The sequence below is a fragment of the Rubritalea sp. genome (assembly GCF_051252225.1).
GTDB lineage: Bacteria > Verrucomicrobiota > Verrucomicrobiia > Verrucomicrobiales > Akkermansiaceae > Rubritalea.
Genome location: NZ_JBPOGE010000001.1, coordinates 368,944 through 393,721, shown reverse-complemented (window position 1 = coordinate 393,721; position 24,778 = coordinate 368,944). Strand labels below are relative to the sequence as shown.

Below are 24,778 nucleotides of genomic sequence, written 5' to 3'. Positions count from 1 at the left end.
GTCCTACCTAGAAAATGAAAGAGAGACACCAAATTATCGAACTACTTGGCACAGGCGGCTTTGGTAGTGTGTACAAGGCGCGTGACACAGAACTCGACCGCGATGTTGCAATCAAGCGGCTCAAGGCTGAAAAATTTGAAGACAATCAAGATCTGAAAGAGCAACTACTCGCTGAAGCTAAAATTCTTGCGGGTCTCAATCACCCGAACATCGTGACCATTTATGATGTAGTGAATTCTCCAGAAGGAGGCGAGATCATCATGGAGTTCGTCTCTGGACTTACTCTTGATAAATACCTTGAGGCTGGCCCTCTTAGCTTAGCCCAATTTTTATTTGTCGCACCTCAGCTTCTTAGTGCTCTGCAGACTGCTCATGAAAATGACATTCTGCACTGTGATATCAAGCCGACCAACATCATGATGCGTAAGCTCGGTGATGATAATTTCGAGACCAAGTTACTCGACTTTGGCCTTTCTCCGTCACGTGATGAACCAGACAAAAAGTCTACTAAAAAGCTCTTAGGATCTATCCACTTCATGGCACCAGAGACCATGGACTCTGGTGATTTCTCAGAACAATCAGATCTCTATTCACTCGGATGTATTTTCTACTACTTACTCACTTCTGCATTCCCTTTTCAAGGCGACTCACCAGTGCAAGTGATGGCTGCTCATATTCAAAATCAGTACACCCCGATCAAAGAACTGCGTTCAGATCTGCCTGAAAGCCTTTGCCAATGGGTTCAGGGATTCATGCAGACTAAACTAGAAGATCGTACAATGAGCGCCAAAGAGGCACTCAATGACTTACTGGATCTTCCGGAGCTCGATATTCTTAAAACAATTTCTGATGCTACTGAACGTTTGGGTAAAAACCGAACAATGTACTACAACCTCTCCGCTATGAAGCAGGGGTTAAAGACCGAACAAGTACGCCTCTCTGATAAATACAAAAGCGAGTTCACGAATAAAAAGCCGAAAAAGACATCTGCACCGCAATCAAATGTACCTATCGCCGAGCGCTATCAACAGGCTCGTCCTGAATCTCTTTGGTATTTCTCTATTGATAATGTCCGTAAGGGTCCTGTCCACTTCACTAAAATCTGTGAACTCATTGCACAAGGCTACGTGCAACCAGACGATACCATTTGGCATCCTCGCATCGGCCAGTGGACTCCAGCAAACCAGATCCCTGAGTTTAAAGATGAGTTCACTGAAGGAGAGAAGATGCCTCCACGGCCCAAAAAGAAAAAGCCGGTTAGTTTAAGAAATACAGCGAAGATCAAAGCTCAGCAAGTCATCCAAAGTCTCAACCTGCAGCAACAAGAATTTTTCGAAGAGGAGGAATACACCTCACCCGTAGAGATAATTGTCGTCCTTTCAGCCTCTATAATCACTGTAGCTTTGATCTTATGGAATAAAGATATATGGCAATTAGCTATTCTAGGATTTGCTACTTTTCTGCTTCTATTTGCCTTTGTATTCAATCGTATACGTATGAAGCAGCAAGATACTAAATGGTTGATCTCCGGGCTTATACTTCCATTGGTTTCAGACCTTATATTTGCCATATTCCGACCGCGCAAAGGAGCCCAGTGTCTTATACTCATGGTGCTGGCCGTCGCTTTTATCGGCTACGCGACTTCACATAGGTATACCGATGACTCCATCGGCAAAATGCATTTAGACTTCTTAGGAAATTGGAAGAGCTGGAATATAGCCATCCCTAATATGGAATTGCCAAAGCTCGAACTCTCAGAAATCAAGATCCCCTTTCTCTAGATCGGCATAAATAGCAGCTTCACCAATCTGCTTTTGAGCCACGCGTGTCTACGTGGGTGAAACTCGAGTAGGTACCGATTCCGCCGTTAAAGAGCCCTTCGGATCGTAGACGCCTAGCAATACCAGCAACAGTACGAGGGCTCACACCTTTGAAACGCATATCAACGGCAATATTCTGCATGTGATATGAACGAGATTTACCACGAACCGCACGGTTATATGTGGGACTACGGTAAATCGACAGTAGATCATCCACTGGGCGCTTCATTCTACTCGCCATCATATCAATAACCCGAAGGATTGGCGCAATACTCTTCCACATATAGCGTGGTGGCAGGCTATTTCTAGTACTACCACGTGTTTTAAAATGAGGTGACAGCACCATTCGTGGAGTCACATTAACAAGTTTAAGACCTTTAATGTAATTCGCGTAGCGTAGGACATCCAGTCCCTTTTGGTCGACCCAAGACTGGGGAATACCAGCTACGGGCTTAGTTGAGTAGAATAAACCAGCCTTCGCGTTTTCAATACCGATGTAGGCTGTTGTCGCAAATGCTGAAATCCAACCAAGAAAACGTCGACGGCTAACGAATGTTAGCGGGGTTTCTTGTTTGGTGTTCGTTTCCTTCATCCCTTACTTTTTTGCACATTCCGTAAAGCGCTTACCAGTAGAAAATAGCTGATTTTGAACTAATTCTACTTATCTTCTATTCTCCTAATTTTTTTGAACAATTCCTAAAAACTGTGACGTTATATTTTAATCATTCTCCACCAGATAGCTAGGATTTACTCACCTTTCATAGTTTTTAATAAATCATATAGCGCAAAGAGCATAAGAAAACACACTGTGCCAAAAACACCCAACCAGTAGCAGATGAACAATACCATGCTAGAGCTCAGCCAATCATCTGCGACCCAGCAACCAATTGCTACCAGCCCGACACTTAAAAGCATGGTTCCTAGCAACCACCTCCTTCGAGTGTCTCTATGATGTAAAATTGCCCTAGTTAGCTGAACCCACTCTTTCATCAATCTATGATTCTTAGTTGAGCATACGCCTCCCAAAAGGCCTCTGTCTGACTTTTGCTTGGTACTAATTCTACAACGAGAGGTTTTTCTCCTCCCTCAATCTCAATCTCGTCGACACTACTGGCTAGTTTATAATCCATCCCCCACATCTCAGCCCACTTTTGGAAATGAAATTGGTGAGCATTTGAGACAATCTCCTGAGTGGGCTCTGACATTTTTTTCACACGCGGTAAGCGCTCAAAAATCCTCCCTCCTCCATTATTGATAATTACAATCACTCTACCACTGGCATCACAGCCATCGAGTAGAATGGGGGCTGACATGTCATAAAGCGCTGTGAGGTCTCCCAACACACACCAAGCGTCTTCCAAGCCATGAGTAAGTCCAATCCAAGTACTGAGTTGTCCGTCGATTCCATTTGCTCCGCGATTCGCTCGTACATGCTCGATAGGATAGTCTCTCTGCGCGAACTCACTCCACTCTCGAATCGGTAAGCTATTACCTAAATATAGGCTCTCTGCGACACTCGCATAAACGGACAATGTACGGATCATCCCAGGCTCACTATCCGGGTAACCTTCTAACAGTTGATCGATCTGACCCCAGCGGCGGCGGCTGAGACGCAAAACATCGAGCGCGTCACCAAGTTCTCCTACTTCACCGAGCCCAGAAAGCACACGAGCGACATCACCTTGGATCACCGTACTCTCACGAGCCAAACCAGAGAAGCCAGTACGCGTAATCGAAAGAACTTCGATTTCTTTATCCTGTTCTAAATCTCTCCAAAATCGTCCCACTGGCACATCACCAATACGGAGAACTAATGACGGTTTAGCATGTGCTAATAGATACTCGGGGCTGGGTACCAACAAGGGGCCCAGCAACTCACGCAACCCTGAAGTAGGGTCAGCAATCACTGGCACTTTAATCTCCTTAAGAAAACCAAACACTTCCTCTCTATCCTCAGGTTCTATTCCTCCAAGGCAAACGACTAATCCTGACCAAAATTTCTCGAAAAAGTGCACGAGACTATTCACCTCAAAATTATCTTTTTTCCGCTTAAAATCACCTAAGGCAGTATTCACTGGGTGAATAACTTCATCCTCTTCCAAACAAATATTGAGATGGATAGGAGCTCGACCAGACCATTTCCCTAGATCAACTCCCTCTTCCGAATCAACTTCGATGCATTCCTCAACATAGGAACTAAAAATACCAACCTGCTCGATCGACTGAGGCGCACCGGTGCCGCGGTACTCTGAAGGACGATCCGCGGTTATGAGAACTAAAGGGCGCCCCTGATAGTAAGCCTCAACCACAGCAGGTAAAAGCTCGGCTACTGCGGTCCCGGAAGTGGTCACGACAGCGCACGGCTCACGTGAGTCCATTGAACGGCCAAGAGCATAGAATCCGGCAGAACGTTCTTCAAAATGAGACCAGATCACTGCATCGTCGCTAGTGATCAAAGTTTCTACCAGACTAAGATTCCTAGCTCCAGCACAAACTACATATTCTCTAACACCAGCTTGTAAGCATGCCTCAATAAGGGCTGTTCCCGCGTTCTTCACGCCACATCTCTATCGAATCAAAACTAAATCACAAAGCGCGAAAAGATATTTGTTTCCGCACTGGACGCTCATTGCTTGCTGACTAGCATCTGCCCCATCTTTCTCTACCCATGACCGAGCCCAAATCAGACACCTCAAAATGGCATTCATTCCTCTCTCGGTTTGGACGTGTCACCAGTTCTGGCTCATACCTGCCAGAGATCGACGGCCTCCGTTTTGTGGCCATCATGGCTGTGATCCTCTACCATGCTCACCTTTTTTTCTTCGCCAAACCAATCCCTAGTTGGATTCACTTTCCCATAACTTGGGACTGGCTTAATTTTGCTATGGGCCAGGGCTGGTTTGGTGTTCAGGTCTTTTTTGTAATTAGCGGATTTGTGTTAGCGCTTCCATTCGCTGGGCATTTTCTAGAAGAAAAAAAAGCCGTTAACCTTAAAACCTACTACTCTAGGCGAGTTGTAAGAATTGGCTTACCTTATTGTATAGCACTCACTCTCGGCCTCTTATTCGCGTTCGGCGGTGATCTCTCTATTGCTGAAGCTCTCAAGCGCTACGGAGCGGGACTACTCTATTCTCATGGTCTCATTTATGATGGAGCTCTCAACCCCATTCTTTTTGTTTCTTGGACACTAGAAATCGAAATCCAGTTCTATCTCTTAGCTCCATTACTCTGCGCTGTATTTAGACTCAAGAAACTACTCGTAAGAACTCTCGTCCTAACAGCTGGAATTTTCAGCATTCAGCACCTCTCAGGATTTCTGAATCACTACTTTGCTAGTCAGCTTTGGTCGCATTCTATCATCGGACAACTACAATTTTTTCTAGCAGGACTCATGCTCGGAGACTTCTACATCTCTCTCTGGAAAAATAAACCGAGGACGCTTACCTGGTTCTGGGACGTCATTGGTATTACGGCCTGGCTATTTATTCCTCTCGCACTCAAACTTCCCTCTTTTCATTCTTGGCTAGCTTTTCTCCTACTTATTTCCTTTAGCTGCGTACTACGTGGTAAACTACTAAAACGCTTACTTTCACTCCCACTCGTAGCAACGATCGGCGGAATGTGTTACTCTATTTATCTCTTCCATGGAGCTCTACTCTACAGTCTTTTCTTTAATTTCATCACGCCCATTTTCGGAGATCATAAAGGTAGCTGGCCTTACAATTTACTTCCTCTAGTAACTCTCATTTCCCTCACTATATTAGGCTGCTTTATTCCTTACTACTTTATTGAACGTCCTTCTATGCAATGGCGTGGAAAGAAAAAATAAAGCGTAAGGACTACGGAATTTTCAGGAATTCATAGTCTTTTATTAAAATGGCTAATGTGCCATGCACTCGTACTAGATTTTCGTCCCTAGAGAACTCGTCTCACCTAGATTAACTGTGCTCCTGTCTCTTGATTTTGGTGATATTCCCAACTAAGGAGACACAGCTAACATGCTTAGTTTCATTTATGACTGTCTTTTTTTGAGACATCTCATTAGAATAGTAGCCCCAGAAAACCGTCCCCCCATCTAACAAATCTATGCAATTCCCAACCCCAGCCAGAAATCTGAGATATATTTGTTATCTAGGACTTGTGTTTGTATTATCCTTCGTGATTTTTGTCATTGCGCGTGAAAGACATATCCATCGTGAAACCGAGCTAGATACGAAACACTATGGAGAACTCCTCTCATCATATCTCTGGAATATCGATAACACAGCGGCGCAAGAATATGTTAGAGTCATTGCAGAGGGAAATGAATTTAATTCGATCATAGTAAATCACGATGATGGAACTCAATTTGTTACATACACAGATTCGAGTACTCCTGGAGAAATTGAACAATACCTATCAGAGCTAGGCCTCATCCGCACCATCAGCTCTGAACGCCCCATTTTTTATAAAAATAAAAACGTGGGAACCATTTACACAGAGCGTGATAATCGCAATTTTTACACCTATTTTTATGTAGCTCTACTCCTCTTACTGACACTCACAGTGATTGCTCTAATTAGAATTTCACGGATTCATTACGCTCACCAAAAACAAATAGAACACGACCTTAGCGAGAATCGAGAGCGTTTACAAAGTGTTGTTTCCACCTCTCCACTCATCACATTCTCTCTCGACAGGCGAGGCCATTTCACGGTCTGCGAGGGCATGGGAATGAGTAAATTACACGACACACCAAATGACATACTAGGTAAGTCTATAGAGCAAGTGCATCACGACCTCCCCACTTCTGTGGACGACTTTCTACAGGCTTTACGAGGAGAGAGCTTTAGTGCAATCCGTAAGACCTCTGACCGCACCTTCGAAACTTGGTACACTCCAATGAGAGAAGATGGCCATATCACAGGAGTGATCGGTGTGGCTACTGACGTTACCGCCGCTATCCAAGCCGTAAATTTGCTCCAAGAAGATAAGCATGCACGCCAAAATGAACACCAACTGGCCCAACGAGCACATCAATCATTCCTCCCAAAAAAAATACCGCAACTCTCTGAATATGATGTCGGGTTTTTGTGTAAACCTTCTAAAAGCATAGGAGGAGATTACCTTCACTTTGAAGAATCTCCTCATAAGCTCGCTTTTACATTTGCAGAAATGTCGGGTCATGGGGTCTCCTCAGCACTCCTTGCATCGATTTTCCATACCCAGACTGAGTCCATACTTGCTGATGATTCCATTACCTTGAATAAAGCATTTTTAAAAATCAATGGCCTGATCCACGAACTTTTCCCCGAAGGACGCTTTGCATCCACTTTCCATGCCCAACTAGACTCAAAGGCTCATACCCTGTCTTATGTCAAAGCGTCTCCTGAGCCAGCCATCATATTTCGCAAAGGTGAAAAGCCGAAAGTCGTTGATGGCGGTGGCCCTGCAATAGGCCTTCTTCCATCTGAGCTCCTCAACGAGAAATCATTTAAACTACAGTCCTTAGAACTCGCACCTGACGACACCATCCTCGTCTACTCGGACGGAATAGTCGAAGTAGAGAATCGAAAAGGGAAGGTGATCGAACGCAGAGAAATCATCGAATGGGTTGAAACAGAAATCGACAAATCGCCTCAGCAAATTGTCGATTCCATCTACCGCCGCGTCTTGAGCCATGCTGGTAATAAAGAAATTCTAGACGACATCAGCATACTCGTTCTCCGACGCTCCTAGATTACTCCACACCATAGCGGTATTCTACGGTGTACTCATTACCAATAGGATCTAACCGTAAGTCTGAATCACCGTGATAAACTGTGCTAGGTAGCGATCAGCCTTAGCCTCACCCACCCCACGAATCTGCCTGCCGGCTTTAATGGACTTCGGTCTCAAACGCGTAAAATACTCCAGCGTCTTATTGGGAAACACTGCATACGCAGGGACATTTTCCGCCTTCGCTATTTCAAAACGCACTTGCTTGAGCCGCTCAAACAACGCCGGATCAAATCCGACCTCATTCATCTCCACTCCCTCGTCACCAGTAACTGCAGATTCTTCCTTGTGAACGCTTGGCCACACCAGAGTAGTAGTTGCTTTCCCTAGCATCACGGTTTCACCTCGTGGGGTAATACTCACTAGCGGGTACTCGCCTTTCTGGGTATAAATAAGCCCCGCATCATGCATGGCATGAAAAAGTTCATTCAAATATGCCGTTCCCTCTGACTTTAAAATCCCGTAGGTGCTCAAGGCGTCTAACCTATTCTTTTTAACCTCTTGAGACTTACTCCCCACTAACATCTGTACGATCCTTCCCCGACCAAAACGCCCCTCCCACTTTCCTCTCACCTTGTTACTCATCCGCGCCACACCACTAAGCGCTTTGCGCAAAACTAACACCTGAGCATCCGTCCCCTCACTGGCATCATCACCAAACTTACTCCGGCACACGTCACAGCTGCCACAAGGGGCCGCGTCTGCCTCACCGAAATATTCCATGATCCATTGCTGTCGGCACATCCTAGCGTAGCAAAGCTCCACCATAGCTCCGAGCTTGGAACTATCGCGCCGCTCCTTCTCTTCTAAGGCTTCTCGATCAATACCGATCCGACTAGTCAGAACGTCTGGCTTCAACAGTCGCGTGCCTTTCGCCCGCGAACCAGCCACATCAAATCGCTCAATCAGGCCATGCCGTAGAAGAGCAACCAGCGCGCTGCCTACTGCCATCCCATTTTTAACATCAGCTCCATCCTTAATCTGCTCCATCGTCTGATGCACCTCAAACTCTGGATCTGCCTGATTCTGCAAATACTGATACACGCTACAAATAGTCGCATAACTCGGATTCACTCCTTCAATAAAAAACTCCTGAGTCCGTGTGTCCGCATAATTAAAGAGTAATTCACAATAGGCCGCTTCTCCATCACGACCAGCACGGCCAGCCTCCTGATAGTATGCCTCGACACTTCCTGGGATCTCAAAATGAATCACAAAGCGAACATCAGAACGGTCAATCCCCATCCCGAAAGCATTTGTAGCCACCGCCACATCAGCCTCCTTGTTGATGAAGACATTTTGAGTCTTCTCACGCATTTCATCACTCATCCCACCGTGATAGGCGATACAGCTAACTCCCCAGTCATGGAGCATTTCAGAAACCTCATCTACCCGCTTACGAGTCGCACAATAAATGATTCCCGTCTTCCAACGCTTCACCACCTCACGTATCCGCTTGTACTTTTGATCGTGTTTAGAAACCGCTGTGATCACCAAGGAGAGGTTCGGTCTAGCAAAGCCACTCACTACCTCAAAGGGCTCACGCAGATCTAACACCTTAAGAATATCCTCTCTCACCACAGGTGTCGCCGTCGCCGTCAGAGCGATACATTGCGGTCGCCCTATCCTTTCTAGCGCCTTACCTAAACGCATGTAATCTGGCCTAAAGTCATGCCCCCATTGGCTCAGACAGTGTGCTTCATCTACCGCACAAAGCGCCACATCCACATCATCTAAAGCCCGAACAAAGCTCTCCACCTTAAATCTCTCGGGAGCCACATACACCAACTTGTATTCACCAGCTCGCATCCGAGAAATGCGATCACGTTGCTCAGGCAAGCTCAGTGTGGAGTTAATCATCGTCGCTGGGATCCCCTTAGCGACTAGGGCATCCACCTGATCCTTCATCAAGGCAATCAACGGACTCACCACCAAGGTCACCCCACGAAGACAGAGAGCCGGCAATTGATAACATAGCGACTTTCCGCCACCCGTTGGCATCACTACCAAACCATCTTTACCGGTTAAAATATTTCCAACGACCTCCTCCTGTGCATCCAGAAAACCGTCAAAACCGAAATGCTCCTTCAGAGCATCCAAAGGCTGTTTAATCACTCGCTCCATTTATACTAAATCCCCTATCGATCCAAAGTCTGCTACGAAAAGGCGCTTATACAGACGTGCTGTCGATCCATCTGTTAGACTCGCCAAGAAGTCACACAGCAAACGCTGCTTGTGCTCAGGCTGCTCGGCCTCAGCTATTTCAGCCGCAATATCACCAGGTAGCAAGTGGTACATCTGACCCTCTCCGTTTAAATAACGATCACATAGTAGATTCCACAACTTCTCTAACATGTAATTCCCTTTAAATTCTAACTGGTTGAGTTCCGTCGATAGAAACACCACATCAAATGCTAATTTTTTAAACACTTCAGACTCCTCCCGCATTTTCTCATCGACCACCAACTTGTAGTGATAACGATTAGAAACCGCGCTCATCCAGTTATGATCCTCCTCCAGACTCACTGCTTGCAGATATTTACCTATACGCCTGCCCATCATCGGCTCCAGCCGATCTCGACGGATCGCATCTAATAAGTCACCTAGAGCCGAGCCCTCAATAATGCTGAAGCCATTAAGCTCTGCCCACTGTTCAATTTTCTGAATCGTCAAGAATCCTGCGCGCACACTGTCAGCTAGGTCATTGAGACAATACGCCACATCATCTGCCCAATCCATAATCTGGCACTCTATCGCTTTGAACGCATCGCGCTGCTTGCCTGGCGTTTGCTCAATGGCGAAATCTCGACCATCGAACACCCAGTCCAGATAGCCCATTTGCTCATCGTAAATAAAATGATTCTTCGGTACCTTCCCGCCATTTTTCGATTTCAACTCAGACCAAAGAGTCTTGTACTTAAGCACGCTATCTAAAAACGCTCGAGTAGGATTCATTCCCGACTTACGAGCCGTGAAAATCCGTTCGGTCAACAAGCGCAACGTTTGGGCATTCCCCTCAAATCCACCCGCATTCGCCATCAATCGATTCAAAGACGTTTCACCAGCATGACCAAACGGCGGATGCCCTAAGTCATGTGACAAACAAGCCGCCTCGATTAAATCTGAATCGATGTAGTAATCTTTCGAAAGAAACTCTGAGGTCTTATTCAAGTATTGGCAGATCGATCTGCCGATCTGTGCCACCTCTAGCGAGTGGGTCAACCGTGTGCGATAAAAGTCATATTCACCGCTCCAGAAAACCTGCGTTTTACTCTGTAGCCTCCGAAAAGAAGGCGTGTGTAACACCCTGTCTCTATCAATCTGAAACGGGGTACGAAAGTCATCCCTCTCAGGCTCCTCCTTCAGTCTCTCAGTATCAAACGCAGTATAAAATCGGTTTTCCATAGGACGCAGCGCTAGCTTATGCAGCCAGCACCCTGCGACAATACTTTTCCAATCTAAGCTCTCACAGACTCAACATCACCGTCACCTGCGCGGCCACGAAACTTACTCAAGTAGACAACAAGAGCTGCTGGCACCATCATCCATAAACTATACACTATCGGAGCGATCGACATTTGGGCGTTTTCTAGAATCACTTGCGTAACCGTAAGAGCCACTAAGCCATTTTGTAGCCCAACCTCTAACATAATGGTCATGCGTTGTGCTCGATTAAGCTTCGTTAATAAAGCTATTCCAAAGCCTATCGCCATCCCACCTAAGTTTATGAGTAAACACGCAGGTCCAGCTTGCAGCGCGTATGATGTGAAATTCTCAGCTCCCAGCTCAAAATATCCGGCGGCAATCACCAATAAAAAAACGCCAATCGATCCTCGTCTTACGACATTTTCCACCACATCTAACTTCTCTTTCAAAAACTTCCTAATCCCCATTCCAATGATTACAGGAATGACAGAAATCACTAATAATTTCACGACTGTTGAAACCACAGGTAGAGAAAACCCATCATTGTCTAAACCTTGCCAACTCAGCCCCCAGCTCACAACTAATGGAATAGTAAAAGGAGTTATGAATCCAATAATCGCTGTAAGGCATACTGAAAGCCCTACATCACCTTTTGCCAGGTAAGAGAAAAGATTAGAAGTCACTCCACCAGGACATAAAGCTATTACCAATACCCCAATAGCGACTAAGCCACTCATTCCTAAGCCTGAAATAATCCCAATTGCTAATAGCGGGAGCAGAACCAACTGGCATATTGCCCCAATAAAAAATGCCTTGGGAAACTTCGCGACTCGAGCAAGATCACTTGGCTTCATTCCTATCCCCACTCCAGTCATCACCAAAATCAGAGCAATTGGCAGTGCTATTTCTATTATCTTCTCAAACATACTAACTAATCTATGCTGATAGCCCGTAGTATTTTATACGACCGTTTGCAAGAGTTAGCTCTCCGATAACTACACTAGTTTATTCCTGAAACTGCACACAGCCTTATGCCCACCTCTATTTAGGCTTCGCATTTTTTGCCTCTATAATTTCATAGTGCCAATTCGAACCATAAATTCTCAGTAACTCAGATTTCAGAAATTCACGATCCACGGACTGGTGCTTCCGAGCCAATACCGCCAATACGAAAGCATCATCGTCGATCAAACCTTCAGAAATCTTCCACGCCAGACCACCAGAGAGCTCACAGCCTGGCCACTTTGATTTCCATGACCAATATACCTGCTTCTTACGGTCTTTTCTACGGTACACATTCTTAGATAACCATACTCCTACCACTCCCGAAGCATTACGCGTGGTCAATCTGTTAACCTCATTCCGGCGGGATTCTGGCAAACTTGACTTCAATTCAGAAATCCAGCTTTGTGCAGCAGACTCCGCAGACTCCCACGAGCCATATTTCTTCAAGCTGAAATTCTCTTGGTGCTGCGTAGCATCTCTCATTATTCGTGCCATCACGACCTTCGTTTGTTTGTTTCGAGTGAGGTGCATATCCACATATTTAGCCGAACATCTCTATACAGCAACTTCAAACACACCCACAACAAGCTAACAATTAAAGTGATAGATCAGAAAAAATTCTACATCGAGCGAGGCAATGAGACGATCTACACTATCAAACAAATACCCCGGAGCGGAGTCGAACCGCTATCTAAGCTTTAGGAGAGCCTCGTTCTATCCATTGAACTACCGGGGCATTAATTGTCTGATGACGGCGTTACGCTAGAGTCAGTTGTTAGCACTGGCAAGTCTGCAATCCTCTTGCAATCTGTTGATTCCGCGTTATATCCCCCGAACTCGATAGGCCAAGATCGCTGCTGATTTGGCTAAGAGATTCACCCTAAAAGGATAGTAAAACGATGCCAAACGTATTCATCAAAACTTACGGATGCCAAATGAACCAACGTGATTCTGAGCAAGTCGCTCGGATGTTCACTGAAGGTGGGTATACAGTCACAGGCGACGAGTTCGAAGCCGACGCTATCCTCGTGAACACATGTTCCGTACGCGATCAAGCGGAACAAAAGGCACTAGGGAAAATGGGCCACATGGGCAAACACCGCACGCTCAAGCCACACGTAGTCTACGGCTTCATGGGCTGCATGGCTCAATCCCGTGGACAGGAACTCTTTCAAAACATTCCACATCTCGATGTCGTTGTCGGCACACAGAAGTACCATAAAGTATTCGAATACGTCGATACCATCCTACAGAGCCGCCTTGAGCGCCGGATGGACGACCTCGAACTGGCTTACAAAGGTGACCATATTTGTGACGTTGCTGAAGAAAAGGACTCCCAAAATACTATCAAGGATCATGTCAACACGACGACAGATCCAACAGCTTTCGTCTCCATCATGCAGGGCTGTAACATGAAGTGCTCCTACTGCATTGTCCCCGACACACGTGGACGTGAACGCGGGCGCCCGATCGCTGACATCGTTGCTGAATGCACTACTCTCGCCAGTCGTGGCGTGAAAGAAGTCACCCTACTTGGCCAAATCGTCAACCTCTACGGCCGTACAGAATTCCCCAAAGTTGACGGTAAATCACCATTCGTCCAGCTTCTCGAAGCCGTCCATGAAGTCGAAGGCATCGAACGCATTCGCTTTACCTCGCCGCACCCAGTTGGCTTTCGCGACGACCTCATCACAGCCTTCACCTACCTTCCAAAACTCTGCTCCCACATCCATTTCCCGATGCAGAGTGGCAGTGACAAAATTCTCAAAGCGATGCGTCGCCCGTACAAAAACGAGAAGTTTGTAGAGATTATCAAGAAGATGAAGACGGCTCGTCCAGACATGGCAGTCACCACCGACATCATTGTTGGCTTCCCAGGAGAAACTGAGGAAGACTTCATCGACACGCTGAACACCGTTAAGGAGCTCGAGTTTGATAACTGTTTCGTGTTCCGTTACTCTCAGCGCCGCAATACTCCCGCAGCGGAAATGCTTGAGCAACACACTGAACAAACGAAGGAAGACCGTAACCAGCGCCTCCTTACTTTAGTCAACGAAATAGCTCAGCGCAAGAACCACGCCCTTGTAGGTAGCGTTCAAGAAGTACTCTGCACTGGCCCTTCTAAAAGCAATGCTGACACGCTCAACTCTCGCACTCCGCAGAATAAGATCGTGATTCTCGAAGGCAACCCAGACCGACTTGTTGGCAAGGTATTCAAAGCTGAAATCACCGGCTGCACAGGATACACACTCTATGGCACTCCGCTCATAGATTAAAAGATACTACAGCCCGACACTTTAATAAAAAGAGCGAAGCGCCTTACGGTGCTTCGCTCTTTTACTAAAAAAATCTAGCTTACTTTTTCTCTGGGAGAATGCCGCGAGCTACAAGATTGTTGATACGGCGTGATACATCCTGAAGGCCGTCTACCACAGCATCTGTGTAACTACGTCCATCCATTGTATCTACTCCGTGACCTTCGATCGATTCACGCATAGGAGCGAGAGCAGCATCTTCGTGATGGAAAAGCTCTACAATCACTTGGGTCAACTTCCCAGTCTTCGCTGATGCTTCGAGCAGTGCTGCGATCCAGCCATCATCACTTGAGAGACAGCCACGTGTTGTCTTCGCAGATGCGTGGAACATACCGAACTCACCAGAATCAGCGATCTGCTTAATGAGCGCCACATTCTCTTCCTGAGATAAAGGGCCGTCGCCACAATGTGCAGCATCGACAAGTAGCTTGAAGAATTTAGTACCAATTCGGTCATTCAATCCCTTAGCAACCTTCCATGCGCGTCCACTATCAGTAAATGTCGTAAACTCAGTCCCGCGTAGGAACTCAAGATGCCACATTTCAAGCGTCGAGTTTGCAATATCAGCCTCTTCATACACACGCTGGTGCACCTTAATCACCTGCTCTACTGCAGCATCAAATTCAGCACCTTCCTTACGTGGCTTACCTGCAAGCCATTCTTCGAATGAAGTGGATCCTACCTGAGTAGCACCAAAACGCTTTGCAGTTTCGACACCTTCTACAAGCTGAGCTACCACAGCATCTTCGTCCTCAGGATTCATCGGATCAGCTCCGCCCACCATGAGGATAATGTGAGTCACAAGGCCCAAATCCTTCAATCCTGTGTACATCTCTGTGAGATCTGCATCGTCAGTTCCATTGAACTGGGAGATCTGCACTGAATTGATCTGCACTGGTGAACGCTCAATCAAAGTACGCATCTCTGAAATTGCAAAAAGCTCACCATTCGCATCGCGAGGAAGCTTACCATCTTCACCAGGTACTAGACCTCCAACAAATTTTACATGCGTAGGACAAACGCCGAGCTCAATATCCGCTCTAAGTGTGATTGGTTTTTCCATAATATAGTGCGCAATCTGACACTCTAACCCCGACCCGTCAACCCCATCTCACAGCATCTACGTATTCCTCAGCGACCACTTCTCCGTAGACCTCCTTCGCTTCACCTAAACTACCAATATTGATGTGCTAAAAAACTCATCGAGACGAAGACCGCTCTGGCCACTCTGACTCAATTTCTCTCTAATAACGAAGCCAGCTCCCCTCTATTCAGAACAATCCATTTAGGACACTATAGTAATCAAGAGAACTTAACTATTAAGGTGCGTCTTTATAAAAATTTACATCGCTTAGACGGGCCGTCACAGCTGAAACCTTCATAAATAATAGCTAAAACGACTTATTCACAGCTTACTCACTTTAGGCATCCTAAGTATTTATAAGCTACATTCTAAAATTTATCACCACACATCCATAGTCAGCATAAAACTCTTTTTCTCACTTCCCCATATAGAGTGACCTCCTAGGGTCTACGGATTGTGAGCCTCAGCCAACAAATATTTCGAGACACCCCGAGCCGCTTTTTCGCCGTTCTAACATGGCGTTATGGCAGACTCTACATTGATGCGCTTGATAAGATCGAGGAAATCCAGCGCCATCGTCACGGTGTCGGGCTCACTCGTGTGGAACTCATCCAGACATGTGAAGATATTATCGAAACAGGCCTAGAACACATCCAACTTCCTGATGACTCAGCTGAGGATGAGGAACAGACACACATAACGGCTCCAGAAATGATTCGGGTGATGCTTCAGTCAGAGTGGATCGAAGAACCGAAACGCTCGGACTACCAGCGTGTTTACTATCTCGATAGCCGCGCAGAGCTCTTGTTAGAGTGCCTCCGCCGCATGGCTTACCCTGAGCAAGTCACCTTCACTGATAAGCTTCACCTCGTATGTTCACGCATCATGGACAAAGATGCCTTTGAGAAACATCCACTTGCCGATCTCGAAGCATGCACAGACAACCTTCGCTATGGACTTCAGGAACTGCGCTCTATGCAGCAGAGCATGGCTCGCCTCACTCAGCGTCAGCTCCGCTCGGACTCACTCAAGCAAAACCTACAAGTCCTCTACGATGACTTCTCAGAAAACATTGGTCAACGAGCGTACAAGTCACTCATCGACCTAGACATCCCTGTCCGCATTCCGATGGCTCGCGAGCAGCTCGCAAAAATCCAATCCAACCCTGCAGTCATCGCCAAGATGGAGCTCGCATGGTTAAAACGTCGCCCAGAGCTCAGCGCAGACGAAATCACCATAAATGTTCATGATGCGCTGCAGAACACAGCGAACTTACTAGACAGCGTAGAACCGCAAGCCGAAGCTGTAGATCGTCGTGCAGCCGACTTTGCGCGTAGATCTTTCGCCCGCTTCCGCTACCTACAGGAAGTCTCAAGCGGCCGCCGCTCCGAAGTCCGTAATCTTTTCGAGCTCATCAACGAGCAATATGCCGAGTGTAAGCTCAATGCACTTCCAGAGCAGTTAGAACTTCCTAGCCTCAAAATCCCAGCTGTCAGCATGCTCGCTGGTATCGACTCACTCTTCTCTCCGCGCACACTCAGAATCAAGGGAGCCCAGACACCGCTTGATGACTTTTATGACGATGACGACTCACTCTACGCCCTCGAGGAAATGAGTGATAATATCAACTCATCTCTAACCACTCGCCGAGCTAACAGTTTCTTCCGAGACCTCAATATCGACACCAATGGTCTAGAATCTAAAGACCTCCCGACAAACGTAGAAGACTGGATTCTTAATACTGTAGGTCTCCTCCTCCACAGCGACACCCTCGAGAGTGAATACGACATCACTACACCGCGTGACGAAATCACGCACGACACACTCCCGTCACCATCCTTAGTCGAGGAAACCTACCTCGACCCATTCACCATTTACCCGAAAGCGCGTTAGCCCAAAACCTAACACACCCATTTTCATCCGATGAACGACATCACTAAGGAACCAGAAAACGAACAATCCCTGTTCAACTCCAATTTACGCGATCGTGACCGTTCCATGCTTCAGGACGTCGCCCACAGACTCCTTGCGCATGGCTCACTCCTGCGCGGACGTTCAGCTGAGCGACCACTTTATGACTGGGCTATCGAGCACCAACCATGGCTTGAAGAATGGGCCGCATTGTTAGGTCTAAAAATCATTATCCAGCGAGATGACCGCCTCATCATGGCGATCCCAGAGGTGCCGTCACTCACTCGTAAGCTCAAGCGCGATGAAACACTCGTGGCACTAGCGCTCTGGTATGACTTCGATGTCGAGGTCCGTGAAAATGGTGCCCATGATGTCTACTTCAATGTCCGCGATTTCAACGAGCAATTCCAGAGTAAGTTCCCAAGCATGCAGCCACTCTCACAGTCGCGCATGAAGGAAATTCTCCGCCGCTTTGCGCGCTTTAATCTCATTGAAATGGACTGGGAAGACGACTTCACCGACTCCACTATCCAGATTCTACCCACCCTCCGTTTCGCCATCCCGTTCCCAGGGATAGAACAATGGGTCAAGGCCGCCAGCGCATTTGACGCCGAGACTGAGGACTCCATTTTAGAGGAAGAAGTCAATGTCTTAGACGACGATACAGAATCTGACGAAACCCCTATCACTTCTCCTATAGAAGAAGAAACGGCTACTGAGCCATCCTCTTCTGAAAAACCTCTGCTCGACGACGAAGAGGAAAATGATGACGAACTCGGCCTACTCGACAACGAAGAAGAGTAACTTAACACTTTGAACTTAAAACTTAAAACTGTCTTCTCATGAGCCGAAAAATCGAACTCACTCGCATCCACGCCATTAACTGGTTTGGCTACCAAGACATCTTTGACATCCATGGCAACCTCCTTATTGCAGGTGTCACTGGTTCAGGAAAATCCATTCTAATGGATTTGATCCAGCTCGTTCTCATTGGTGATCAAAAATCAAAATACAACCAATCGGCAACGGGTAAGGCATCTTCACGCACACTCAAGTCCTACTGTCTTGGAGATACTAAAGACGAGATCGATGGACTTCCGCAGTACATGCGTAATGACGGAGCCACTACCTACGTAGCTCTTGAATTCACTTGGCCGAATTCCGAGAAGGTCGAAACCTGGGGCCTTCGTATCGAATTCGACAGCGCGGCTCAAAATCAGGCATCGCGCCGCCACGGATTCATGATTCCACGCCGACTCGACAAAGCCGACTGGATTGACCAATTCGACTTCCCTCTCGACTGGCCAGGCTTCCGTGACTTTGTTGGAGAGTGCGAAGGACGCGTCTTCGACACCATGGAATCCTACCGTCGTGAAATGGCTCTACCCAGTCATCTCAACTACGATCGGGAAACTCTCGATTACCTGCTTCCGGCAGCCATGTCCTTCACCTTCTTGGACAACTTCAACAAATTCTGTCGTAACTACGTCCTTCCACCAGACGAAGTCCGCATCCAAGAGGTTCGAGATTCCTACCACGCATTCCTGTCTCTGCGCAGAGAACTCACCGCCTTGCGTCGTCAGCTCGATCTCTTAGACATCATTAGCAAAGACTTCAAAACCAATAAGCAGTCGCTTATCGACAAGAAGCTCTATGCTGACATCTCGCGTGATCTCAAATGTGAAGAGCTGCGCGACATGGTTGAAGAGCTCGAAGATGAAATCAAAGAACTCGAAGAACAAGCGAAGTCCGAGAACACTCGCGAAAACGTACTCGAGGTCCAACTCAAAGAAGGACGTGAACGTCGTGACATCCTTCGAGATGCACTGAACGAGACCGAAGATGGCCGACTCTTCCTCCACATTCGTGAAGACAACCGCAAGCTAGTCACTCAGATCAACCAACTCCGTGAAGCGGGTCAGACCATCGGCGAAGCCCGTGTCCTACGCTGCCGCATGATCCGTAACTGGGTCGAAGCTCTGCAGAAAACCGGTATCAAACTGCCACACACCATGGTCAAGGCTGTAGAGAAAGCTCTCAAAGCCACCGAAGAATGCGAACTCCATGAGCTCACAGAAAACCTCGAAGAACTAGCAGACTGTGTGCGTAATCTTCACTACGCATCCAAGGATTCCGAAAAACCACTTCGCGAAGAAGTAGAGAAGAAGGTCAATAAACTACGCGCGCTCTCAGCTCGTTTAGAAACACTCGACCGAGGAAAAGTCAGTCAGCGGTCAGCATTATTAGACTCGATAAATTCCTCACTCCCACGTCGCCGCAATGGTGACCCAGCAGCCTTCGCGCTCCGTGAACTCTGTGAAGTGAAGGACGAACGCTGGCGTCCAGCTATCGAGATCGCCTTCACGCGCAAGTTCGCTGTCGTCGTAGATCCAGAGAACTACCGCTACGCAGAAACTATTTATCGTGAAATGAAAGGTGGCGCCCCTGGGGAGTCACTCATCAATCCTGATCAAGCGCTCGACCTCAATAGCCGCTGTGAACCGAACTGTCTCGCAGACCTCATCGAGTGCCACGACCCTGTGGCTCAATCGATCGTCAACCACCTCTTCGGTCGCCTCATCTGCGTCGAAGACGCAAAAGATCTCACGAAGTATAATGCCTCGATTCTCCCAGATGGCTTCACCTACCGTCGCCCATTTGCGGAACGCCGTTCCCATTATGACAATATCCCCTACATCGGCAGCAAAGGTCTAGAGCAGCAAAAAGTCACTCTCGAAAATGAGCGCACCAAAGTACGCAAAGAACTCGAGCGACTCCAGCCACTCGCTGAGTTACTCGCTGAGTGCGACCAAAACTACCGTCGCCAAAAACTCGACAGCCCGAGCCTCGGAGCACAACTTTCCGACCTCCAACAGCTCAAGAGTTGTGAAGATCGACTCCAAGAAAACATCAACCGCCTCAGGACAATTGAAGACGGTGGCTTCGAAGAAAAAGAAGTCGAACTCGGAAACCTCGACTACACCCTCTCCGGCTACGAACGCGAACTCAAAAGCTTGCGTAAATCCGAACTCAAGCTCGAGCTCGGCCGCCGCCAAGGCAGCTTAGAGGACTTCCAAGAACAACTCGACAAATCTGAATCTGAGCTCACTCGCTACCGCGCCGAAACAGTAGGTCTTGGTGAACATGCCGAGCGACGTCTACAACTCTATCAGAATCTAACTACTGAATTCCCAGCTCTCGATCTTGCAGTTAGTCAGGCTATCCGCCTCGAACGCGCCTGCATTGACCGCGGCCACCTATCCTGGGCTTCCGTAGTCGAAACTCGGAAGCAGCTTGCACGCGATTTCCCAGTCTATAACGAATTCTCTCCAGAAGACGAAGAGAATAAAGCGTGGGACGAGCGCCTTGAACGTATTTCAAACAGCGACATCCCAGCCTACGAAAGTAAGGCTGAACGCGAAGAACGCAACTGGCAGGATATCTTCCGCAAGCAGGTTCTCGTCAAACTCCGCTCCGCGCTCATGCGTGTCGACATGACACTCAAGCTCCTTAACAAAGAGCTCAAGAAACCCATCGGCGTCCACCTCTACCAGATTCGTAAGAAGCGTAATCCAGATTACGCAATCTATCAGAAGCTCGTCGACAATAGTGCTCTTGCAGACGAAGGGTCGCTCTTCTTCGAATCTATAGATGCTGAGACGAAAGAAGAAGTTGAACGCATTTTCGACACTCTCGTGGAAGATCCTAACAATGCTGAAGCTCTCAACTTCCTGGATTACCGAAACTACTACGACTACGATATGTCCGTGCTCGACACACGTGACCCAGATGGCCGTGAAACATCGGTAGACAAACAGTCTGGTAAATTCTCTGGAGGTGAAAACCAATCACCTTACTTCATTGCTATTCTAGCCTGTTACTTACGAGCCTACCACCGCTATGAACGACGCGGTAAAGAGCCAAGCATTGGCCTAGTTCCTATCGATGAAGCCTTCTCCAAACTATCAGGTGAGCGTATCCGAGATTGTATCGACGCTCTCACTCAGCTCGGTCTCCAAGGAGCATTCTCGATGTCTTCAGGAAACATCCCTTACGCCATCGACCTTTGTGACCAAACCATGGTGGTCTCCAAAAAAGAAACTAAGAAAGGTCGCGTGAATCACATCCGCAACATCGCAGTTTCACTCACACGTAAGGAAGCCACAGAGAAGTTGATGAAATAATTTACTCATAACACCCCCCCTCACCTTGAGGGTTTTTAAGAAGAGAGCCATTACCGGCTCTCTTCTTTTTTCATCTGTAATAGCAGCACATTCGAGCTTAGCCGAAATAGCTTGGCTCATTGCCTGGCTTCCACTTGATGTTACATCCTGTGGCCGGCTTCGTTTCTAGAATAGGCGCTCCGTCTTCGATCAACTGGCGAATCGCAAGTTTGAGGTCACGACCATCAATCAGTAAATCATTCTTCGGACGGGAATCATCGTACTGACCCGCATAAAACAGACAGCCATCTTTATCTAACAAGAAAAAATCAGGTGTACATGCCGCGTGAAAGGCATGCGCCACCTCTTGGCTTTCATCATAAAGGTATGGAAAACTCCAACCATATTGCTTCGCGAACTCCACCATTTTCTCTGGCGAGTCCTGTGGGTAATTTTCTACATCATTAGAGTTAATCACCACGACGTTCACTCCCCAGCCCTTCATCTCAGTAGCCATCTCTCCCACTTGCTTGGCCAGATGAATCACAAAGGGACAGTGATTACAGCCGAACATAACCAAGGTTCCCTTTCTGCCCAGCAACTCAGCTAAAGAAAAATCCTTACCCGCGCCATCAGGCAACGTAAAATCAGGAGCTTTATCTCCTGCCTGCAATGTAAATGTCGATGGTACTTCAGCCATGCTGCGGATTCTAGCAGCACCACGAAAGGGTCAAGAACTAAGCAGATTTCTTCTCAAGCTTCGCGGCTCGCTTAGCCTCTTTCATCTGCTGTTTTCTCAATTTAAACTCAGCTTTCAGTTCTTTATGTGTCACTCGAGTTGGACCAAATAACTCAGGAGCTTTAGATAGTGCGACTAATCCCACAATCCCTATCAGAGTACCCAGCGGAATATTAAGAAGCATCAAGGAACAACTGATAAAGCCCATGGTCCGGCCCCATGTAGCACGCGTCGCTAAGCCGATAAAACAAACTAGTTGGAATACAGCCATAAGCGATAAAAGGCCCACCCCATAAACCATTGACTCATCTGGATCATTTGGCTCGTTCCATCCAAAAATGAGTAACCCTGCTATGACAAGACCAGCAATTAACACCAAGGCTGCAATCGCAGACACATTACAAGAGCGATAATACAGCTTCTTAAACGCCTTCTCATCGAGGCTTTTATAATCCCTCAACTTCTCATTGATACGTGCTTGAATGGAAGATGCATTCACTGGCTGCTCTACTAGCGGAGCTTCATACGGATTATCGACACTCATTTACACGTTTTCTATCTAAGAACACACCTCTCACAAGAAAAAAGCCCCACTCTAACAGCAGGGCTTTCATTTGAAATTCTACACTCATCATTCTATCAAACAGCCTCTTCACGAAGAACCTCTTCACGGAGGTTGTCGATAATGTAGAGCTGACGATCAGGAGTGTTCTTACCCATATAGAAAGTGAGCATCTCTTTGAGACTCTTGCCCTCCTCCATAGTCACTGGGTCGAGTCGCATATCCTCGCCGATCATGAACGCGAACTCGTCAGGTGAAATTTCACCAAGTCCCTTGAATCGCGTGATCTCGGCCGCTTTGCCACACTCTTTAATCGCATTCTCACGCTCTGTATCATCGTAACAATAGAATGTCTTCTTCTTGTTACGCACACGGAAAAGTGGAGTTTGGAGAATATAAACATGCCCCTCACGAATCATCTCAGGGAAGAACTGTAAAAAGAATGTCAGCAGCAATAAGCGAATATGCATACCATCCACATCGGCATCCGTTGCTACCACTACCTTGTTATAGCGAAGTCCTTCGAGACCATCTTCAATATTCAGAGCGTGCTGGAGCAAGTTAAACTCCTCATTCTCATAGACGATCTTCTTGGTGAGACCGAAGGAATTTAGCGGCTTACCACGTAGTGAGAACACCGCCTGTGTTTCCACATCTCGGCTCTTGGTGATAGAACCACTCGCTGAATCACCCTCCGTAATAAACACCGTAGTTTCCTCACGGCGCTTGTGCTTGGAATCTAAATGTGCACGGCAATCACGAAGCTTTTTATTGTGCACCTTTGCTTTACGCGCACGCTCGCGGGCGAGCTTCTTCACACCTGAAAGTTCCTTACGCTCTCTCTCTGAAACGAGAATGCGCTTCTGTAATGCCTCGGCCACTGCAGGATGCTTGTGCAGATGGTTATCGAGATGCTCTTTTAGGAAATTGAGTACAAAAGTACGTACGGTCTCCCCATCTGGAGAAACCGTAGTGGAGCCTAACTTTGTCTTTGTTTGAGATTCGAAGACTGGCTCTTCCACTCTTATAGAAACGGCGGCCTCGATCCCTGCACGAATGTCAGATGGATCGTACTGTTTCTTGAAAAAATCACGGAGAACCTTCACCACAGCTTCGCGGAAAGCGGCAAGGTGTGTTCCGCCTTGAGTCGTGTGCTGACCATTCACAAAAGTATAATAGCCTTCTGAACTACTCGTTGAGTGCGAGAAACAAATGTCCAGATCCTTACCACTGAGCATGATTGGTTCATACAGTGGTTCTTCATCCATTTCCTCACGAAGGAGGTCTAGAATTCCGTGCTTCGACTTAAATTTCTTACCGTTATAGACCACACAGAGGCCAGGGTTGAGATAAGAATAGTAGCGACACATCTTCTCCACGTATTGCTCGCGGTAGCGTGTCTTCTGCGGGAAGATACTACGGTCCATATCAAAGGCGATCCGCGTTCCATTAGGAGCGTCGTCTTTGACTGTCGTCTTCATCTCCTCGATGACCTCACCTTTACTAAACTCAATCGCCTTGGTTTCGCCCTCGCGCCACGCTTGGATTTCGAAGAAAGAAGAAAGTGCGTTCACCGCCTTGATACCCACACCATTGAGACCCACCGACTTTTTAAATGCCTCGGAGTCGTACTTCGCGCCAGTGTTAATCTTGGCAGCACAGTCCATTAGCTTCCCCAGAGGAATCCCCCGGCCAAAGTCACGCACTTCCACGCGCCCCTCACCATCAATATTCACATGGATCTCTGATCCATGTCCCATGACATATTCGTCGATCGAGTTATCAATCACCTCTTTAAGCAGAATATAAATCCCGTCTTCAGGGCTGGATCCATCCGCTAGCTTGCCGATGTACATCCCTGGGCGGAGCCGAATATGCTCTTTCCAGTCTAAGCTCTTGATATCGTCTTCTGTGTAACTTGCCATAAGTGGGTCTTCTAATTTCGCTCTAATGCTTAACTTGCCTAAAATATCAGCAGGACGCAACATCTATTAGA

General features: G+C 47.2%; 17 protein-coding genes and 1 tRNA gene. 7 read left to right on the top strand and 11 right to left on the bottom strand.

What is annotated here, in order from left to right:
• Nucleotides 1–14 precede the first annotated feature (14 nt).
• Nucleotides 15–1,781: a protein kinase domain-containing protein gene (locus ACSHX2_RS01725; protein WP_435689971.1), complete on the top strand. Its 1,767-nt coding sequence runs from the start codon at nt 15–17 to the stop codon at nt 1,779–1,781.
• Between the two features lie 19 nt (nt 1,782–1,800).
• Here ACSHX2_RS01725 and ACSHX2_RS01720 read toward each other — a convergent pair whose 3' ends face one another.
• Both ACSHX2_RS01720 and menD read right to left on the bottom strand, forming a co-directional pair.
• Entirely contained in the window at nt 1,801–2,412 is a 612-nt protein-coding gene (locus ACSHX2_RS01720; protein ID WP_435689969.1) for a YcbK family protein, read from the bottom strand.
• Between the two features lie 397 nt (nt 2,413–2,809).
• Nucleotides 2,810–4,378: a 2-succinyl-5-enolpyruvyl-6-hydroxy-3-cyclohexene-1-carboxylic-acid synthase gene (gene menD, locus ACSHX2_RS01715; RefSeq protein WP_435689967.1), complete on the bottom strand. Its 1,569-nt coding sequence runs from the start codon at nt 4,376–4,378 to the stop codon at nt 2,810–2,812.
• A 110-nt stretch (nt 4,379–4,488) separates the two neighbouring features.
• On the opposite strand from menD, the gene ACSHX2_RS01710 reads away from it, so the two are divergent.
• Nucleotides 4,489–5,649, top strand: coding sequence for an acyltransferase family protein (locus ACSHX2_RS01710; RefSeq protein ID WP_435689965.1), 1,161 nt, complete (start codon nt 4,489–4,491; stop codon nt 5,647–5,649).
• 257 nt (nt 5,650–5,906) lie between these two features.
• Nucleotides 5,907–7,538, top strand: coding sequence for a SpoIIE family protein phosphatase (locus tag ACSHX2_RS01705; protein WP_435689963.1), 1,632 nt, complete (start codon nt 5,907–5,909; stop codon nt 7,536–7,538).
• Between the two features lie 51 nt (nt 7,539–7,589).
• Here ACSHX2_RS01705 and ACSHX2_RS01700 read toward each other — a convergent pair whose 3' ends face one another.
• The 5 genes from ACSHX2_RS01700 to ACSHX2_RS01680 all read right to left on the bottom strand — a co-directional run bounded on the left by ACSHX2_RS01700 (nt 7,590) and on the right by ACSHX2_RS01680 (nt 12,744).
• Nucleotides 7,590–9,701, bottom strand: a complete 2,112-nt coding sequence (locus ACSHX2_RS01700) for a RecQ family ATP-dependent DNA helicase (protein ID WP_435689961.1) — start codon at nt 9,699–9,701, stop codon at nt 7,590–7,592.
• On the bottom strand, nt 9,702–10,982 hold the full coding sequence (dgt, locus tag ACSHX2_RS01695) for a dGTP triphosphohydrolase (protein WP_435689959.1): 1,281 nt from the start codon (nt 10,980–10,982) through the stop codon (nt 9,702–9,704).
• 53 nt (nt 10,983–11,035) lie between these two features.
• Nucleotides 11,036–11,929 carry a bile acid:sodium symporter family protein gene (locus ACSHX2_RS01690; protein ID WP_435689957.1) on the bottom strand — a complete coding sequence of 298 codons (894 nt, stop codon included), beginning with the start codon at nt 11,927–11,929 and terminating at the stop codon, nt 11,036–11,038.
• Between the two features lie 115 nt (nt 11,930–12,044).
• Nucleotides 12,045–12,539: a hypothetical protein gene (locus tag ACSHX2_RS01685; RefSeq protein ID WP_435689955.1), complete on the bottom strand. Its 495-nt coding sequence runs from the start codon at nt 12,537–12,539 to the stop codon at nt 12,045–12,047.
• A gap of 133 nt (nt 12,540–12,672) precedes the next feature.
• Nucleotides 12,673–12,744, bottom strand: a tRNA-Arg gene (locus ACSHX2_RS01680).
• A 163-nt stretch (nt 12,745–12,907) separates the two neighbouring features.
• Here ACSHX2_RS01680 and miaB point away from each other — a divergent pair.
• Nucleotides 12,908–14,284 carry a tRNA (N6-isopentenyl adenosine(37)-C2)-methylthiotransferase MiaB gene (gene miaB, locus ACSHX2_RS01675; RefSeq protein ID WP_435689953.1) on the top strand — a complete coding sequence of 459 codons (1,377 nt, stop codon included), beginning with the start codon at nt 12,908–12,910 and terminating at the stop codon, nt 14,282–14,284.
• Nucleotides 14,285–14,363: 79 nt separating this feature from the next.
• Here miaB and ACSHX2_RS01670 read toward each other — a convergent pair whose 3' ends face one another.
• On the bottom strand, nt 14,364–15,386 hold the full coding sequence (locus tag ACSHX2_RS01670) for a hypothetical protein (protein WP_435689951.1): 1,023 nt from the start codon (nt 15,384–15,386) through the stop codon (nt 14,364–14,366).
• Between the two features lie 477 nt (nt 15,387–15,863).
• On the opposite strand from ACSHX2_RS01670, the gene ACSHX2_RS01665 reads away from it, so the two are divergent.
• Genes ACSHX2_RS01665 through ACSHX2_RS01655 form a run of 3 tightly spaced genes read left to right on the top strand, consistent with a single transcriptional unit; the run spans nt 15,864 to nt 21,502 of the window.
• Nucleotides 15,864–17,300 carry a Wadjet anti-phage system protein JetA family protein gene (locus tag ACSHX2_RS01665; RefSeq protein WP_435689949.1) on the top strand — a complete coding sequence of 479 codons (1,437 nt, stop codon included), beginning with the start codon at nt 15,864–15,866 and terminating at the stop codon, nt 17,298–17,300.
• A 30-nt stretch (nt 17,301–17,330) separates the two neighbouring features.
• Nucleotides 17,331–18,122, top strand: a complete 792-nt coding sequence (locus ACSHX2_RS01660) for a DUF4194 domain-containing protein (RefSeq protein WP_435689947.1) — start codon at nt 17,331–17,333, stop codon at nt 18,120–18,122.
• A gap of 38 nt (nt 18,123–18,160) precedes the next feature.
• Nucleotides 18,161–21,502: an SbcC/MukB-like Walker B domain-containing protein gene (locus tag ACSHX2_RS01655; RefSeq protein WP_435689945.1), complete on the top strand. Its 3,342-nt coding sequence runs from the start codon at nt 18,161–18,163 to the stop codon at nt 21,500–21,502.
• Nucleotides 21,503–21,599: 97 nt separating this feature from the next.
• Here ACSHX2_RS01655 and ACSHX2_RS01650 read toward each other — a convergent pair whose 3' ends face one another.
• The 3 genes from ACSHX2_RS01650 to ACSHX2_RS01640 form a co-directional block, all read right to left on the bottom strand.
• On the bottom strand, nt 21,600–22,181 hold the full coding sequence (locus ACSHX2_RS01650) for a thioredoxin family protein (RefSeq protein ID WP_435689943.1): 582 nt from the start codon (nt 22,179–22,181) through the stop codon (nt 21,600–21,602).
• Nucleotides 22,182–22,218: 37 nt separating this feature from the next.
• Complete coding sequence (locus ACSHX2_RS01645) at nt 22,219–22,764, bottom strand: hypothetical protein (RefSeq protein WP_435689941.1); 546 nt, start codon at nt 22,762–22,764, stop codon at nt 22,219–22,221.
• Nucleotides 22,765–22,859: 95 nt separating this feature from the next.
• The gene (locus ACSHX2_RS01640; protein WP_435690219.1) at nt 22,860–24,707 is read right to left on the bottom strand and encodes a DNA topoisomerase IV subunit B; all 1,848 of its coding nucleotides are present in this window, start codon (nt 24,705–24,707) and stop codon (nt 22,860–22,862) included.
• Nucleotides 24,708–24,778: the final 71 nt, after the last annotated feature.